The 11,746-nt window shown below is 60.5% G+C and carries 15 protein-coding genes and 1 riboswitch; of the genes, 11 read left to right on the forward strand and 4 right to left on the reverse strand.

Annotated features, from left to right (window positions below; genetic code table 11):
* Positions 1–143: 143 nt before the first annotated feature.
* Positions 144–2,150 carry a hypothetical protein gene (locus tag A9K65_RS35650; protein ID WP_064993907.1) on the forward strand — a complete coding sequence of 669 codons (2,007 nt, stop codon included), beginning with the start codon at positions 144–146 and terminating at the stop codon, positions 2,148–2,150.
* Between the two features lie 487 nt (positions 2,151–2,637).
* A complete protein-coding gene (locus A9K65_RS16155) occupies positions 2,638–3,312 on the forward strand; it encodes an EpsG family protein (RefSeq protein WP_084015812.1) in 675 nt (224 codons plus the stop codon).
* Between the two features lie 751 nt (positions 3,313–4,063).
* On the opposite strand, the gene A9K65_RS36610 is transcribed toward A9K65_RS16155, so the two are convergent.
* Both A9K65_RS36610 and A9K65_RS16170 read right to left on the reverse strand, forming a co-directional pair.
* Positions 4,064–4,516: a class I SAM-dependent methyltransferase gene (locus A9K65_RS36610; RefSeq protein WP_348629600.1), complete on the reverse strand. Its 453-nt coding sequence runs from the start codon at positions 4,514–4,516 to the stop codon at positions 4,064–4,066.
* Positions 4,408–4,722 (reverse strand): hypothetical protein, encoded by a 315-nt coding sequence (locus A9K65_RS16170; protein WP_064993904.1) that lies wholly within the window; start codon positions 4,720–4,722, stop codon positions 4,408–4,410. Before A9K65_RS16170 ends, A9K65_RS36610 begins: the two co-directional genes overlap by 109 nt.
* A 131-nt stretch (positions 4,723–4,853) precedes the next feature.
* Between A9K65_RS16170 and A9K65_RS16175 the strand changes: the two genes are divergently transcribed.
* The 6 genes from A9K65_RS16175 (at position 4,854) to A9K65_RS16200 (ending at position 7,182) form a co-directional block, all read left to right on the forward strand.
* Complete coding sequence (locus tag A9K65_RS16175) at positions 4,854–5,564, forward strand: glycosyl hydrolase 108 family protein (protein ID WP_064993903.1); 711 nt, start codon at positions 4,854–4,856, stop codon at positions 5,562–5,564.
* Complete coding sequence (locus A9K65_RS16180) at positions 5,561–5,776, forward strand: hypothetical protein (protein ID WP_063168557.1); 216 nt, start codon at positions 5,561–5,563, stop codon at positions 5,774–5,776. Before A9K65_RS16175 ends, A9K65_RS16180 begins: the two co-directional genes overlap by 4 nt.
* A gap of 1 nt (position 5,777) precedes the next feature.
* Positions 5,778–6,011, forward strand: coding sequence for a phage-related exported protein (locus tag A9K65_RS16185; RefSeq protein WP_013530787.1), 234 nt, complete (start codon positions 5,778–5,780; stop codon positions 6,009–6,011).
* The gene (locus tag A9K65_RS16190; protein WP_013530788.1) at positions 5,996–6,181 is read left to right on the forward strand and encodes a hypothetical protein; all 186 of its coding nucleotides are present in this window, start codon (positions 5,996–5,998) and stop codon (positions 6,179–6,181) included. The genes A9K65_RS16185 and A9K65_RS16190 overlap by 16 nt, the downstream gene beginning before the upstream one ends.
* A complete protein-coding gene (locus tag A9K65_RS16195) occupies positions 6,181–6,504 on the forward strand; it encodes a hypothetical protein (RefSeq protein ID WP_064994057.1) in 324 nt (107 codons plus the stop codon). The genes A9K65_RS16190 and A9K65_RS16195 overlap by 1 nt, the downstream gene beginning before the upstream one ends.
* 363 nt (positions 6,505–6,867) lie before the next feature.
* Positions 6,868–7,182 (forward strand): hypothetical protein, encoded by a 315-nt coding sequence (locus A9K65_RS16200; RefSeq protein ID WP_064993902.1) that lies wholly within the window; start codon positions 6,868–6,870, stop codon positions 7,180–7,182.
* An 85-nt stretch (positions 7,183–7,267) separates the two neighbouring features.
* On the opposite strand, the gene A9K65_RS16205 is transcribed toward A9K65_RS16200, so the two are convergent.
* Positions 7,268–7,927 (reverse strand): hypothetical protein, encoded by a 660-nt coding sequence (locus A9K65_RS16205; RefSeq protein ID WP_245322068.1) that lies wholly within the window; start codon positions 7,925–7,927, stop codon positions 7,268–7,270.
* Between the two features lie 347 nt (positions 7,928–8,274).
* On the opposite strand from A9K65_RS16205, the gene A9K65_RS16210 reads away from it, so the two are divergent.
* Together A9K65_RS16210 and msrA are read left to right on the forward strand one after the other, a co-directional pair.
* Complete coding sequence (locus A9K65_RS16210; RefSeq protein WP_064994056.1) at positions 8,275–9,822, forward strand: glycosyltransferase family 39 protein; 1,548 nt, start codon at positions 8,275–8,277, stop codon at positions 9,820–9,822.
* Between the two features lie 82 nt (positions 9,823–9,904).
* Positions 9,905–10,423 (forward strand): peptide-methionine (S)-S-oxide reductase MsrA, encoded by a 519-nt coding sequence (msrA, locus tag A9K65_RS16215; protein ID WP_064993901.1) that lies wholly within the window; start codon positions 9,905–9,907, stop codon positions 10,421–10,423.
* Positions 10,424–10,492: 69 nt separating this feature from the next.
* On the opposite strand, the gene A9K65_RS16220 is transcribed toward msrA, so the two are convergent.
* The gene (locus tag A9K65_RS16220) at positions 10,493–10,810 is read right to left on the reverse strand and encodes a hypothetical protein (RefSeq protein ID WP_064993900.1); all 318 of its coding nucleotides are present in this window, start codon (positions 10,808–10,810) and stop codon (positions 10,493–10,495) included.
* A 183-nt stretch (positions 10,811–10,993) separates the two neighbouring features.
* Positions 10,994–11,107: riboswitch (TPP riboswitch) on the forward strand.
* Between A9K65_RS16220 and A9K65_RS16225 the strand changes: the two genes are divergently transcribed.
* The gene (locus A9K65_RS16225) at positions 11,098–11,706 is read left to right on the forward strand and encodes a YkoF family thiamine/hydroxymethylpyrimidine-binding protein (RefSeq protein WP_064994055.1); all 609 of its coding nucleotides are present in this window, start codon (positions 11,098–11,100) and stop codon (positions 11,704–11,706) included. Its footprint overlaps the riboswitch before it by 10 nt.
* Positions 11,707–11,746 lie beyond the last annotated feature (40 nt).

The following is an 11,746-nucleotide window of genomic DNA, read 5'->3' on the forward strand; positions in this document are numbered from 1 at the left end:
TTATGACCAGCCGCCGGCAAAAGCAGGGTTTTACGCGCTTTGCCAGCGTCGCTCAGCGCGGGAGTTTCGACCAGACTAGGAATTTTTTCTCAGAAAGTGGTTGACGGGGTGAGTGCAGCTTCGCCTTCCAGACGCTGAACCCTGTGATCGGCACCGACGACATTGTGCTGTCGTTCTACCAGTCCGACGACACAGTCGGGGATATCCAGGCAGCCGCGCAAGGCATCATCGACCAGGCCCAGGCCGCTGCGGACGTAGCGACGGGCGCCATGACAACCGTGCTGGATCCGCAATTCGCGACCAAGGCGACGGCGGAGGCATACTCGCCGGCGGTTGCGCCCCATTACGTCAGGACTGCCGGCTATTCGCAAGTCGGCGACGGTCAGGCTCTCTACAAGAAGAACGGCACCACGTTGGCTGGCGGGGGCGGTCTGGCGATCACGCTGCAAGGCGGAGCGAGAGCCGGCTTCGACATCATCAACGCACCGAGGTCGAAGGAGATCAACATTCGCGCGGCGGGCGCCGACACGGCAGCCGGCGACAACAGGACCGCGATCGTCAACGCCATTGCTGCCGCCGGGCAGGGCAGGCTGATCATCCCGGCTGGCGCATTTTCGCTTGCCGGCAATATCGACATTCCGCAGGGGCTGACGGTCGAGTTTGACGACAAGGCGCTTCTACAGCGCACCGAGGACGTCACGCACCTATTCAACCTGAAGGGCGACAACCGCATCATCGCTCCAAAGGTCAACGGCGCCTGGAATCATGTCGCGGCTCCGAACGGCTTTGGCGTCTTCAACATCAGCGGCATTTCAGGCGTCATGATCGAGCATAGCACGCTCACCGGTACGCAAGGCGATCACTACCGCATTGCCGATTCCAACTGGGTCTACATCGACGACGCCAGGGGCGACACGGCGCGCAACATCGTTACCATCAACGACGAGGTTTCCGGCACAAGTCACGTCTTTGTCCGTCGTGCTCGCGTGAGCGCCTATTTGAACGGCTTCGATGCGGAGAGCGATGACGACTGGCCAGTGAGCGATATCGAGGTGGATATCGACTGGACGCAGCTGGGCAGCGTCCAGCTTGGCGCGGCCGTCGCCTTCACCCGCAACGCAGCGCCCGCCGGATCAGTGTTGAAGTACAAACGCCTTCGCATCAGTGCCAAGTCCAGGGATGGCCTTTATGGTCTGGTGCTGCGAGGGGCCAAGGATATCGAGGTGCGCAGCCTGGTGACGGAAGGCGTGCAGCAAGGCATTCGCGCCGGCACCGGTCATCATATCGAAGATCTTCGCCTGCTGTCGTTCGACATCCAGGCGACGCATCAGGGGATCTATATCGAAACCCCGGCCGGGCAACAGATCTCGCGTGGCGTCAGGATTGGCGCCGGCCGCATCTTTGGGTTTACCCAGGCCGATGCCTACGGCGTCTTCAGCGCGGCGGATGAAACCATTGTGTCGGCCGACACGCTTGTCGACATGGGCGGCGCAGCGGCGTCCATCGGCGTTCGATTGAACGGCGACATGTCGCAAACCCATGCAGGCATCGCGGATGCGCGATCGTCCTATGTCGCCTTGTCGACACTATCGGGCGAACGGCAGAGGGCGACGGGTGGCCTTTTCAAGGCGACGACCGGCAGTGTCGTCAACGATGTGAAAATCAGCGGATCCTCGCCAAACGTCGAGGTGCGGGGCAACATCTACTCCGGCACGGCGACGGGAAAGCCAACCGATGACGGATCGCACATTGCGCTGATTGAAGGAAACCGGGGCGGCGATCTTTTCAAGGGCTATAAATCGACGCCGGACGCAACGCCCGTTCTTATGGTCTTCGAAGCCGGAAACAGCTTTGTTCCGATCAGGCCCGGGCAAGGCGCGAAGTTCACCGCCGATGTCGCTGCCCGCCGCACGGATGGTTCAGCGTCGACCAGCGCCGGCTATGTGTTCGCCGGTGTGATCCGCAACACAGGCGGAACCCTGGCGGTCGAAGGTGCGATCACCAAAACGGTGATCGGCGAATATGCGACTGACGCCGCTTCACTCGACGCCTCCGTCGCCGTGGGGGCTTCCGGAATTGAGGTGACCGTTACCGGCGTCGCGGCAAAGACCTATGGCTGGAACGCCGTTGTGCGGATTCAGGAGGTTTGATTTTGCGGAGAGGTTCGACGCCGCTGCGCCATCACAATCGCCACTGATGTCATCAGCCGGCTGATCGGCAGGCCCAAGCGTTCGGGCGCCTGCCTGGCGAGGACCGCCAACATTGTGCTCTACGGTCTTCAGGCCATCGAGCGAGTGGTGGCGAACGTGGGTGACCGCGTCCTAGTCAAGAGCTGGGCCGACAAGGCGCAGAACGGCATCTATACGGCGGGGCGAAGGCCTATGGCGGCGCCCCTGCAAGCTCCGCTGGAGCATATCTGGACTCCGGTGATGTTGTGACTGTAAATTCAAATTCCGCTGGCACAAGCAAGGCTTGATGCACGCAATCTGTCGGATCGAGACCGCCGATTAGGGCGGTGGCGCATTTCGCGATCACCGCGAACAAGAGCCATACCTACCGCGGCCGCGTGGCCCTTGTCGTCAGTTTTACTTGGCGAGTGTCAGCACTTTGCATTTCACATGACAATAACGAATCTATATGGCACGTCTTGTTGAGAATCAAAGAGGCATTCGAATGCGGCCTTTTCGCCGACCCTGGTTGCCAACCTTGCTCTTTCTGGCCCCGGTGCTCTTCTTCGCGGCTTCTAAAACAGATTACGCGAACTATGCCTCGTATGCTTTGGAAGGTGATATCGTCGCCTACTCGAGAGATTTCGCATATGCGACAAGGGCAACTTTCTTAGTCTATATGACGGCTGTAGCGCATGAGCCTGTGTTCATAGCCATGCATTGGATTTATGCCAATCTGGGATTTTCGATCTCTGATAGCATGCTAGCCAACAGCATGATCATGATCTCAGCCTACTATTTTTACTCGGTCAGGCAAAGCGATAGTCTTATCCTTGGTGTCATGTCGACTCTCTGCCTGATCATGCTGCCATGGTTCGAACAGTTGGGTCAAAACACGTTGCGGCAGGGCTTTTCGCTCATCTTCATTCTGGTATTCTTTCTCGCGTTGAACGGCGGCAAGAGGTACTGGGCGATTTTATTTGGCATATTGGCAATAGGTAGTCACTATAGCGCTGCTCTGTTTGTTTCGGTATATGTCTTGGCGGATTTCGTTCCACGTTCAGAAAAGCTGATCGTTGGCGTGGTTGCAATTATTTTCGCCGGATACATTACAAATTCTGTATCATGGTTATATCTAATATAATAATAACTCCTATTTTGTCGAGTGCAGGAATATATAGCAAGTACTCAACTGATATGTTTTTGAGCTATCAGGTTGGGTTCAAGGTTCTATTTTTTGCCTACTCTCTAATTCAATGCGTAGCATGCGTATTTCTGATCAGGAATGCCGCAAAGAAGTCGGACGAACGCTTAGGAAAATTCTGTATCCTCATGACCGTTATATATATGTTGGCGAGCGGTCTGCCCTACTACAATCGGGTCGCCATGATGCCGATGCTTTTGCTTCCGGTGGTGCTCGTGACGCTGTATGCTCGCCTAATTGCTCCGCGCCGTCTTTATCGGCACACCAATTCGCGAGCTGAAACTCACTCGTCCAGTCGCTTGCTAGGAACGTGACTCATTTCTACGGCTTGCTTGTGGTTCACGCCCGCCACCTGCTTTGGATTTCCTCGATCACCGAATGGCATTCGGTTCGGGAGGTTGGAGCGGCAGATAGTCCCGGCCGCGGGCGTTTAATACGTGCTAGAAGTGATCGTTGCCATCTATCGCAGCGCTATTCGCAAAGAGCTGCCGGCCTAATTTGCGCCGGAAGCGAAGAAGACGAGGCTCATCGGCGTCTTTTGCCCCAAGCATAAGCCCGTGTGTCTGATGCCACGAGCCGACGCATACCATATTGCCCATTTGTCTCGATCTGCTCAATCGCTTTCACGACGCCGTCAAACTGCCCTGGTGTGACGTCGTCGAAAACGATCACGTCTCCCGCTTGTTGCAGCTCAGAAACCGCCCGATTCGAGTAAGACATTTTTCGTTGTGTGCTGCGCGTCGATGAAGGCGAAATGGATTCTGTTCACTCCGACTTTCGGCAATTGGACAAGGGGATCGCCCTGAAGGAACACGATCCGATCTGACAAGGATTGCCACGGTTGGAGGAGTTCCGCGCGCGACTTGCGCCCGTCGTGATCATCGATGCAGTTCCAGTAGAACCGATGGTTATGCGACAGCACGTCCAGAGTGATGACGTGGCCGGCAGCGCCAGCGTCGTCCAAAGCCTTTGCCATGCAGAGTGATGAGAAACCGCGCTGTGCCGGTCTCGACAATGGTGGTGAACGGTCGTGGGTTACTCGTAAGCTGCGTCGTAAAATGCTGTAGAGCACTCGGCCGTGGGGTAAGCCAAGGTGCTCTTCTTGATGGTGATCTGCGTATGCAGGGCCGGATTGTCGAGCCATTCGCGGTCGATGGCAAAGCCGGTGTCGGCCTCCAGCCGGTCAATCTCCGGATACTCTACTCGCCGCGCTATCTCGAAAAGCCGCAAGTATTCTTTCTTGGAAGCTCGGATGCGAGAGCCAAGCGGGTCGTTGTTCCATCGTCGATCTATCGCTGACGCTAGACGCTCGAAGGCAAAACGTTGGACCGCGCCGACGTAGTTTCTCATCCCAGCACCCCTGAAGCATGACCGTTTTACAGCCGCCAACCGATTCGCGGCAAGGCGATCAAGCCGGACAACACCAACCAAATCGAAAGCCGAAACTGAACAACTGCCCGGAAGGGCGGAAAGGAAACACCATGGACCGCAACTTCGCGCGGGCGCTTGCGCTTGTTCTCAAATCGGAAGGCGGGTGGTCGGACAATCTGGCTGATCCTGGCGGCGCCACCATGAAGGGCGTGACGCTTGCCAGCTTCCGCCGCTATATGAAGGCGGGCGCGACAAAGGCGGATCTGCGCGCGATCAGCGATGCGCAGGTCGCCACCGTCTATCGCCGCTTCTACTGGGACGCTGTGCTCGGCGCCGAATTGCCCGATGGCGTCGACCACGCGGTATTCGATTTCGCCGTCAACAGCGGGCCTGGCCGGGCGGCCAAATATCTGCAGGCGGCGGTCGGCGTTGCGCAGGACGGCCGGATCGGACCGGTCACCGTCGCGGCGGCCAAGGCAAAGCCGGCCGGTGTGACCATCGATGCACTTTGCGATGGGCGGCTGGCGTTCCTGAAGCGGTTGCCGACATGGGCAACATTCGGGCGCGGCTGGTCGGATCGGGTCAGGTCGGTGCGGGTTCAGGCCCTGCTGATGTCGGCGCAGCGCCCCGCCGCACCGGTGACCGCGGCGGCGCCGCCCAGGGGAGAAACATCGGCCAATGGGGCGCCGGCGGTTCGTCCCGCGCAGCCGACGCCCGGCGGCAAGGCGGCTGCCGCGGCCGGCATCCTCGTTCTCATGGCCGGAGCGCTCGCGGCCGTCCGGCATCAGGTCGCCGACTTTTTCGGGAGCCTGTTTCGATGACATGGTTCAACACCAATGCGCTGCACAATCTCCTCAACACGCTGATCGCTATCATCTGCGGCGGCGCGCTCGCCGGCTTTGACTGGACGCTGCTCGGCGTGAGCGACCGCACCGCCCTTCAGATCAGCGGCGCCATTGCCCTTGCCAAGATCATCATCAACGCGGTGCGTGACGGGCCGCGCGGCATGGTCGCGCCGGCCAAGGAGACATGAGATGGGAACACTCGCTTTCGCGCTGCTTGGCCAGGCCTGGCCGTATCTTCTGGCAATGGGCGCCGCGCTCGCCGGTGTCTGGACGGCCTACGCCAAGGGCAAGGCCAACCAGAAGGCCAGGCAGGATGCCGCCGACGCCGCGGCGCGCACCGAAGCCCAGGAGATCGACGATGCCGTCGCCGGCCGGGCGCCGGACGACAACAGAGGGAGGCTGGCCAGATGGTCAAAATCATAGCGCTCTCGCTCCTGCTGGCCGGCTGCACCACATCAGGCGGATCGTTCTGCGCGGCCGGGCATCCCATCCGACCGACAAGGGCAGAGGCGGCGGCCCTTTCCGACGCGTCGGTGGCGGCGATCCTGGCTCACAACGAAAAGGGCCAGAAACTTTGCGGCTGGAGGCCATGATGAACGATCTTTTCGACCTGCTCGGCATCAAGGGACCGGTCGTGGCGGCGGGTCTCGCCGGCGGCGTTCTGCGCGCGCTGTCGCGGCATCGCTACAAGCTGCGCGAAATGGTGGCCTCGCCGATCTGCGGTGCGCTTGCGGCAGCTTATCTGACGCTGCCGGCGGTTTCCTACGCCAGGATCGCCGGCCTGTCGATGCCCGATCCCGCCGACGACACCACCACGCTGGCGGCCGCCTTCCTGATCGGCGTCTGTGCGATGTGGATTTCGGACGTGCTGTTCGAGTTTGTGGTGCGGAGATTCAAACCGGGGGTGGAGGAGTAGCTGTTGGCACCGTGTCGTCTGTTGGCTGCTGCCTGACGGAATTACCGAGACAGGTGGACCTGGCGCGGCGTGGCTCTCATTTCCAGGACCGACCGCTGCCCGCTTCGGCTCACGCCGGGGCGGGCTTTTTTGCATTTCCGATCGGCCATTGCTGAGCGGCATTCGAGTTGACCGGTCTCGTCATTGTCCGTTGTGATAAGCAAGTTAATCATGTCGGTTATGCATAATGATTATTGTTAATTTTTGATTGAAGCACCGAAACTAGATAAAGACTTGAGCGGATGAAGTGTTCATATATTGTTAAGCAAGAGGTAGACCACAGAAGACGGAAGCCATCTCCATCATCAAACGGGAGTAGCTTTCATGAACAAGTTCACTGTTATTTTCGCCGCTGTTGCAGTTGCATCGTCCGTTGGAGCCGCCGAGGCAGGTTGTGGGTGCGGAGGTTCGGGCGGCTGGGGAGCCAATTCGAGCAGCCTGATCAATGTTTCGCCGTCCATCGACCTTGGCAAGATCACCGCGCTGAACGACGTGCTCAGCGGCAACAACATCCTGAGCGGCAATGTCGTCTCAGGCATTCTGAACGGCAACAAGACCGGCATCGTCGGTGGCGTTCTGAGCGGGCTCGGCGTGAACCTGCTGGGCGGCAACAGCTACAGGCTGGGCAAGCGCCATTAGTCCGGCGCTGCATTTCAACTGTCGAAGGCAACCCAAAATAGCCCGTTCCGGTGCGCCGGGCGGGCTATTTCGCGTGTCGGGCCGATCAAGCGAGGATGTTGACCGCGCGTGCCGCGACCAGCGCGATGGTCAGCAGCGAGATCATGGCCTCGGCCATCATCAGCAGCTTGGCGCGCTGGGAAAGGGGCAAGGTATCGGTGGGTGAAAACGCTGTCGCATTGGTGAAGGCGAGGAAGAAATAATCGACGAAACCGGGCAGCCAATCTCGGAGGTCACGGTCGTTCAACGTCATCTGCGCGAACAGGAAATCGGCCTGCGCAAGCTTGACGAGGCCGCAGGTCGGCGGGCCGCCGCGGTCGGTGCTCCAGAACCACAAGGCAAAGACGATGACGTTGGTGACCCAGATGTTGAGTGCGTCGATCAGCAGCGTCGTGCCGCTGTTGCCGGCATGGCCCTCCAGCAAGGCACGCACCAGCAGGACCAGCGAACCGCAGTTCATGATGCTGATGATGGCGGTCATGGTCAGGGCTGTTCTGCGGATCATGACCCGAAATTGGCCGATCGCATGCCACTCGTGGTCCTCGACCGCCTTGCGGGTGGCGGCCTGTGTCCAGGCGGTGGCCACCGACAAGGGCAGCAGCAGAGCGGCCTCCAGCGCGGGCGCTAGCCAGCGCGGCCCGAATGAGAGATTGTTGATGACCAGAAGCTGCAGGCAGATGATGACTAGAACGGCCGCACGGGCCATTCAGAAATCGAGCGCACGGTAGTGGATGACGGCATGGTGGTGGCGCATTTATTAAATCCTGGATGCTTTTTTGGGGACGGGAACCGGTCAGGCGTAGGCGACGCCTGCCGCGATCACGCCCGATGCGCCGTGCCCGGCATGTTCAGGGCGCTCCGGGACGGCGTGTTCCATTGTTGTCCTGCTGGCATGTGATGATGAGAGAGGCGGCATGGTGGCGCGAAACTCTGCCTCAATCTTGGTTTTGCCATGGTCACCCAAGTATACATTTTCGTAAGCTTCGAGTTCTGGGCTGTTCCAAAAACCGTCCGGTGTGATTTATCCACCGCATGACGCGAATCGACGAACCCATGAACGGTTGGCTGCCGGTCGGCAGTTCTGTTCCAGGCGACTGGCGGCAGTCGTCGATCTGGCAGGGGCTGACGCGCTATCCAGAAGCCGGCCTAGCGCTTTTATGCCTGACACAGATCCTGTGCTGGACCGTGGCGCCCGCGCTTGTCGACGTGTCACCGCCCAACGATGTCGTCGAAGGCTTCATGTGGGGCCGCGAATGGGTGCTGTTGACCTACAAGCATCCACAGCTTCCCGGCTGGCTGCTCGAGATCAGCCATCTTCTGACCGGATCGTTCCGCTGGCCGCAATATCTCGTGGCTCAGCTAACGATCTCGGCCACTTTCGTGCTAGTCTATCTGCTGGCCCGCGACATGCTCGGGCGAACCCGCGCGCTGGCCGCCGTGCTTCTGATGCCGTCGCTCTATTTCTTCGGCTGGCCGACCCCACAGTTCAATCATGACTACGCGCAGATGCCCTTCTGGGCCGCTATCTGCTGGCTGTTGTGGCGTGCGGGCCGTGGTGGTGGGCCGGGCTGGTGGCTGGCGCTCGGGCTGGTGTCGGGCGTCGGGCTCTATGCCAAGCTTTCCACCGGCCTATTATTGCTTTTCGGGGCGATCTGGCTGCTGTCGGACACACGCGCACGCAGTCGGCTCGCCACGCCCTGGCCATGGCTCGGGCTCGCGGTTTTCGGCGCTGTCGCCGCTCCACTGGCCGCCGAACTCTGCCGCGTCGATTTCCTGCCGCTGACCTATGCCGGCTGGCGCGATCAGTGGGTGGTGGCTCATCGCTCCCGCTTTTATTATATCGGCGTCCAGATGGCTGGGCTCTGCGGCTTTCTTCTGGTGCTGGCGATATCAGGGCTGCTGCGGCGCTCGCCCGCGCCGCAAAAGCCCGTCGGGCGCGGCACGCTGGTCTATCTCTTGTGGATGGGGGTTGGCCCGGCGATCCTCGTCATGGTGGCGTCCCTGTTCACCGGCGCCGGCGAGGCCTGGGGCGCGCCGATGTACAATCTTGCTGGCGTTGTGGCGCTCGCCTTGCTGGGCCATCGCCTCGGCGCCATCGAGATGCGAAAGCTGGCGATCTGCGCGCTCATCTCCATTGTCGGCATATCCGGTGCCTATGCGGGCATCCGCTGGACGAAATGCAATCTGCGTGGGCGCATGGACGCCGTCTGCTGGCCGGCGCAAAAGATCTCGGATGAGGCAGAGGCTGTCTGGCACGCTGCGACGCCCGATCGGCTCGACATCGTCGGCGGCCATGCCCTTATTGCGCCGCTGGCAGGCCTCAATGCCTATGACAAGCCGTCGATCTTCACCGAACTGAACATGCAGTACGCCCCCTGGATCACCAAGGAGCGGCTGCGCGAGCATGGCATATTGCTGGTCTGGCCCGGGCGCGATGTGCCATCTTATCTGCAGGCGTGGGTGGGCGACATCCCGGTCAAAACCGTTCTTTTCGACTGGTCGCTCAAGGCGCCGCCGGTGGCGATCAGCTTCGCCGCCATTCCGCCTGGCGCGCGGCAGTTGCCGGGTGCTATCGACGGCCTCGCCCGACCGAGCAACTGAAGCAGATCCGCCGGTCCGCTGGACGAAGCAGGTGACAATGCCCATCTATGTCCAGACAAACTTGCCTTTGAGGAGACGTGATATGGCGACTTCGACCGAACGCGCAGTCCTTGCCGGTGGCTGCTTCTGGGGTATGCAGGATTTGATACGGCGCTATCCCGGCGTCATTTCCACCCGTGTTGGCTACAGCGGCGGCGACGTGCCCAACGCCACCTACCGCGACCACGGCAGCCATGCCGAAGCCATCGAGATCAATTTCGATCCAGCCATCATAAGCTATCGCACGCTGCTGGAACGCTTCTTCCAGATCCACGATCCGACGACCCGCAACCGTCAGGGCAACGATGTCGGGATGAGCTATCGCTCGGCTATCTACTACACCAGCGACGAACAGAAGCGCATCGCCGAGGACACGATCGCCGATGTCGATGCCTCGGGCCTGTGGCCGGGCAAGGTCGTCACTGAAGTCGCACCCGTTGGCCCCTTCTGGGAAGCCGAGCCCGAGCATCAGGACTATCTGGAGAAATATCCCAACGGATACACCTGCCACTTCGTCAGGCCGGGGTGGAAGCTGCCGGTTCGGGAAAAAGCGGTGCCGTAGATACACTGATACGACAGGATTTGAGAAGCCGCGGAGCGCTCGCTCCGCGGCTTCTTTTCATTGCAATTCCTACTTGCCGCAATGGTTGTCGTTAACTGTCGGCGCGGTGGTGCCCGGCGATGTACCACTGGCATCGGGCTGTGCGCCCTGCGGATGGGCAGGGCAATTTTCATCCGCGTTTGAATTCGTGGTGCCCGGTGCTACCGTCGTACTGTTGGTCGTGCCGGGGTCTACCGTGTTCGGCGAAGCCGGCGTATTTGGGTCGACGGTGACCGACTTGCCGCTGCCGCCGGATCCGTCGGTGCCGCTTGTGCCATTGCTCTGCGCCATGGCCGATGTCGCCAGGCCAATGGTGAGCGCCGAAGCTGCGAGGATTTTCATGAACATGGTTTGTCTCCATTGTCTGTGAACTCGTCGCGTAGCGACTGGTGGGACAACCTCGCGGCCTGGTGAAGGTTCCCGATAAATTCTCGCGCCGGCAGAGCCAACCGCGCCCGCCCTGGCGCAATGCTTTTGGCGCAGTGCGATAAAAAAACGGCTTTTCCTTCAACTCGAATGATGCTTTAAGGCGCACATCCACAGGGGTGCTCCGTACGGCCGGGGCTGAGACGGGGGCGGCAAGCCCACAGACCCTAGAAGCTGATCTGGGTAATACCAGCGGAGCGAGGCGGGCGATGTTTTCAGGCGCACAGATTTCCCTATATCCCATGACCGACGATTTCGTCGGTGTCATCCTTGGCGCGCTCGGTGCGCTCGATCCCTGGCGCGACAAACTCAGGATCGAGACCGACGACATCTCGACCTTGCTGGTCGGGCAACCCGAAGTGCTGTTTCCTGCCATGCGCGACCTCTTCGTGGCGGCGGCACGCAGCGGCAAACATTGCGTGTTGTCGGCCACCATCTCGCGCGGCTGCCCTGGCGAGCCGGACGATCCGATCTGCCGCTCCGATGCGTTTGGCGGGCCCGTCGGTCCACTCGGCCCGCGCAAGGACGCGGCCATCGCGGCGGTGCGCAATGCTGCTGCCACCGGCCAGCCGGCGGCGGCGCAGTTCTCGCTCTATGTGATGGGCACAGACGACCACATGGACGAGATCTACGGCTGCATAGACTTTCTCAAGCAGTCCGGCGTCTATGAGCGCTCCAAGCATTTCTGCACGAAACTGCGCGGTGACGCCGGTGCGATCTTTTCGGCGCTGGACGAGGCTTTCTGCCGTTTCGGACCGGGCGCTGGCCACGTAACCCTCGACGTCACGGTCTCGGCCAACAGCCCGTCGGCCGTCTGAAGCCGCGCCGCTCTCGCGGCCGTCAAAGGTTATCTCCCGT

Source organism: Mesorhizobium sp. WSM1497, from assembly GCF_001672455.2.
In the GTDB taxonomy this organism is placed as follows: Bacteria; Pseudomonadota; Alphaproteobacteria; order Rhizobiales; family Rhizobiaceae; genus Mesorhizobium; species Mesorhizobium ciceri.

Bases quoted from the DNA above. Each gene is read 5' to 3' on its own strand.
- A9K65_RS16155 (WP_084015812.1), top strand. From the start codon at position 2,638: ATGGCACGTCTTGTTGAGAATCAAAGAGGCATTCGAATGCGGCCTTTT.
- A9K65_RS36610 (WP_348629600.1), bottom strand. From the start codon at position 4,516: ATGGCTCGACAATCCGGCCCTGCATACGCAGATCACCATCAAGAAGAG.
- A9K65_RS16170 (WP_064993904.1), bottom strand. From the start codon at position 4,722: ATGAGAAACTACGTCGGCGCGGTCCAACGTTTTGCCTTCGAGCGTCTA.
- A9K65_RS16175 (WP_064993903.1), top strand. From the start codon at position 4,854: ATGGACCGCAACTTCGCGCGGGCGCTTGCGCTTGTTCTCAAATCGGAA.
- A9K65_RS16180 (WP_063168557.1), top strand. From the start codon at position 5,561: ATGACATGGTTCAACACCAATGCGCTGCACAATCTCCTCAACACGCTG.
- A9K65_RS16185 (WP_013530787.1), top strand. From the start codon at position 5,778: ATGGGAACACTCGCTTTCGCGCTGCTTGGCCAGGCCTGGCCGTATCTT.
- A9K65_RS16190 (WP_013530788.1), top strand. From the start codon at position 5,996: ATGGTCAAAATCATAGCGCTCTCGCTCCTGCTGGCCGGCTGCACCACA.
- A9K65_RS16195 (WP_064994057.1), top strand. From the start codon at position 6,181: ATGAACGATCTTTTCGACCTGCTCGGCATCAAGGGACCGGTCGTGGCG.
- A9K65_RS16200 (WP_064993902.1), top strand. From the start codon at position 6,868: ATGAACAAGTTCACTGTTATTTTCGCCGCTGTTGCAGTTGCATCGTCC.
- A9K65_RS16205 (WP_245322068.1), bottom strand. From the start codon at position 7,927: ATGGCCCGTGCGGCCGTTCTAGTCATCATCTGCCTGCAGCTTCTGGTC.
- A9K65_RS16210 (WP_064994056.1), top strand. From the start codon at position 8,275: ATGAACGGTTGGCTGCCGGTCGGCAGTTCTGTTCCAGGCGACTGGCGG.
- msrA (WP_064993901.1), top strand. From the start codon at position 9,905: ATGGCGACTTCGACCGAACGCGCAGTCCTTGCCGGTGGCTGCTTCTGG.
- A9K65_RS16220 (WP_064993900.1), bottom strand. From the start codon at position 10,810: ATGTTCATGAAAATCCTCGCAGCTTCGGCGCTCACCATTGGCCTGGCG.
- A9K65_RS16225 (WP_064994055.1), top strand. From the start codon at position 11,098: ATGTTTTCAGGCGCACAGATTTCCCTATATCCCATGACCGACGATTTC.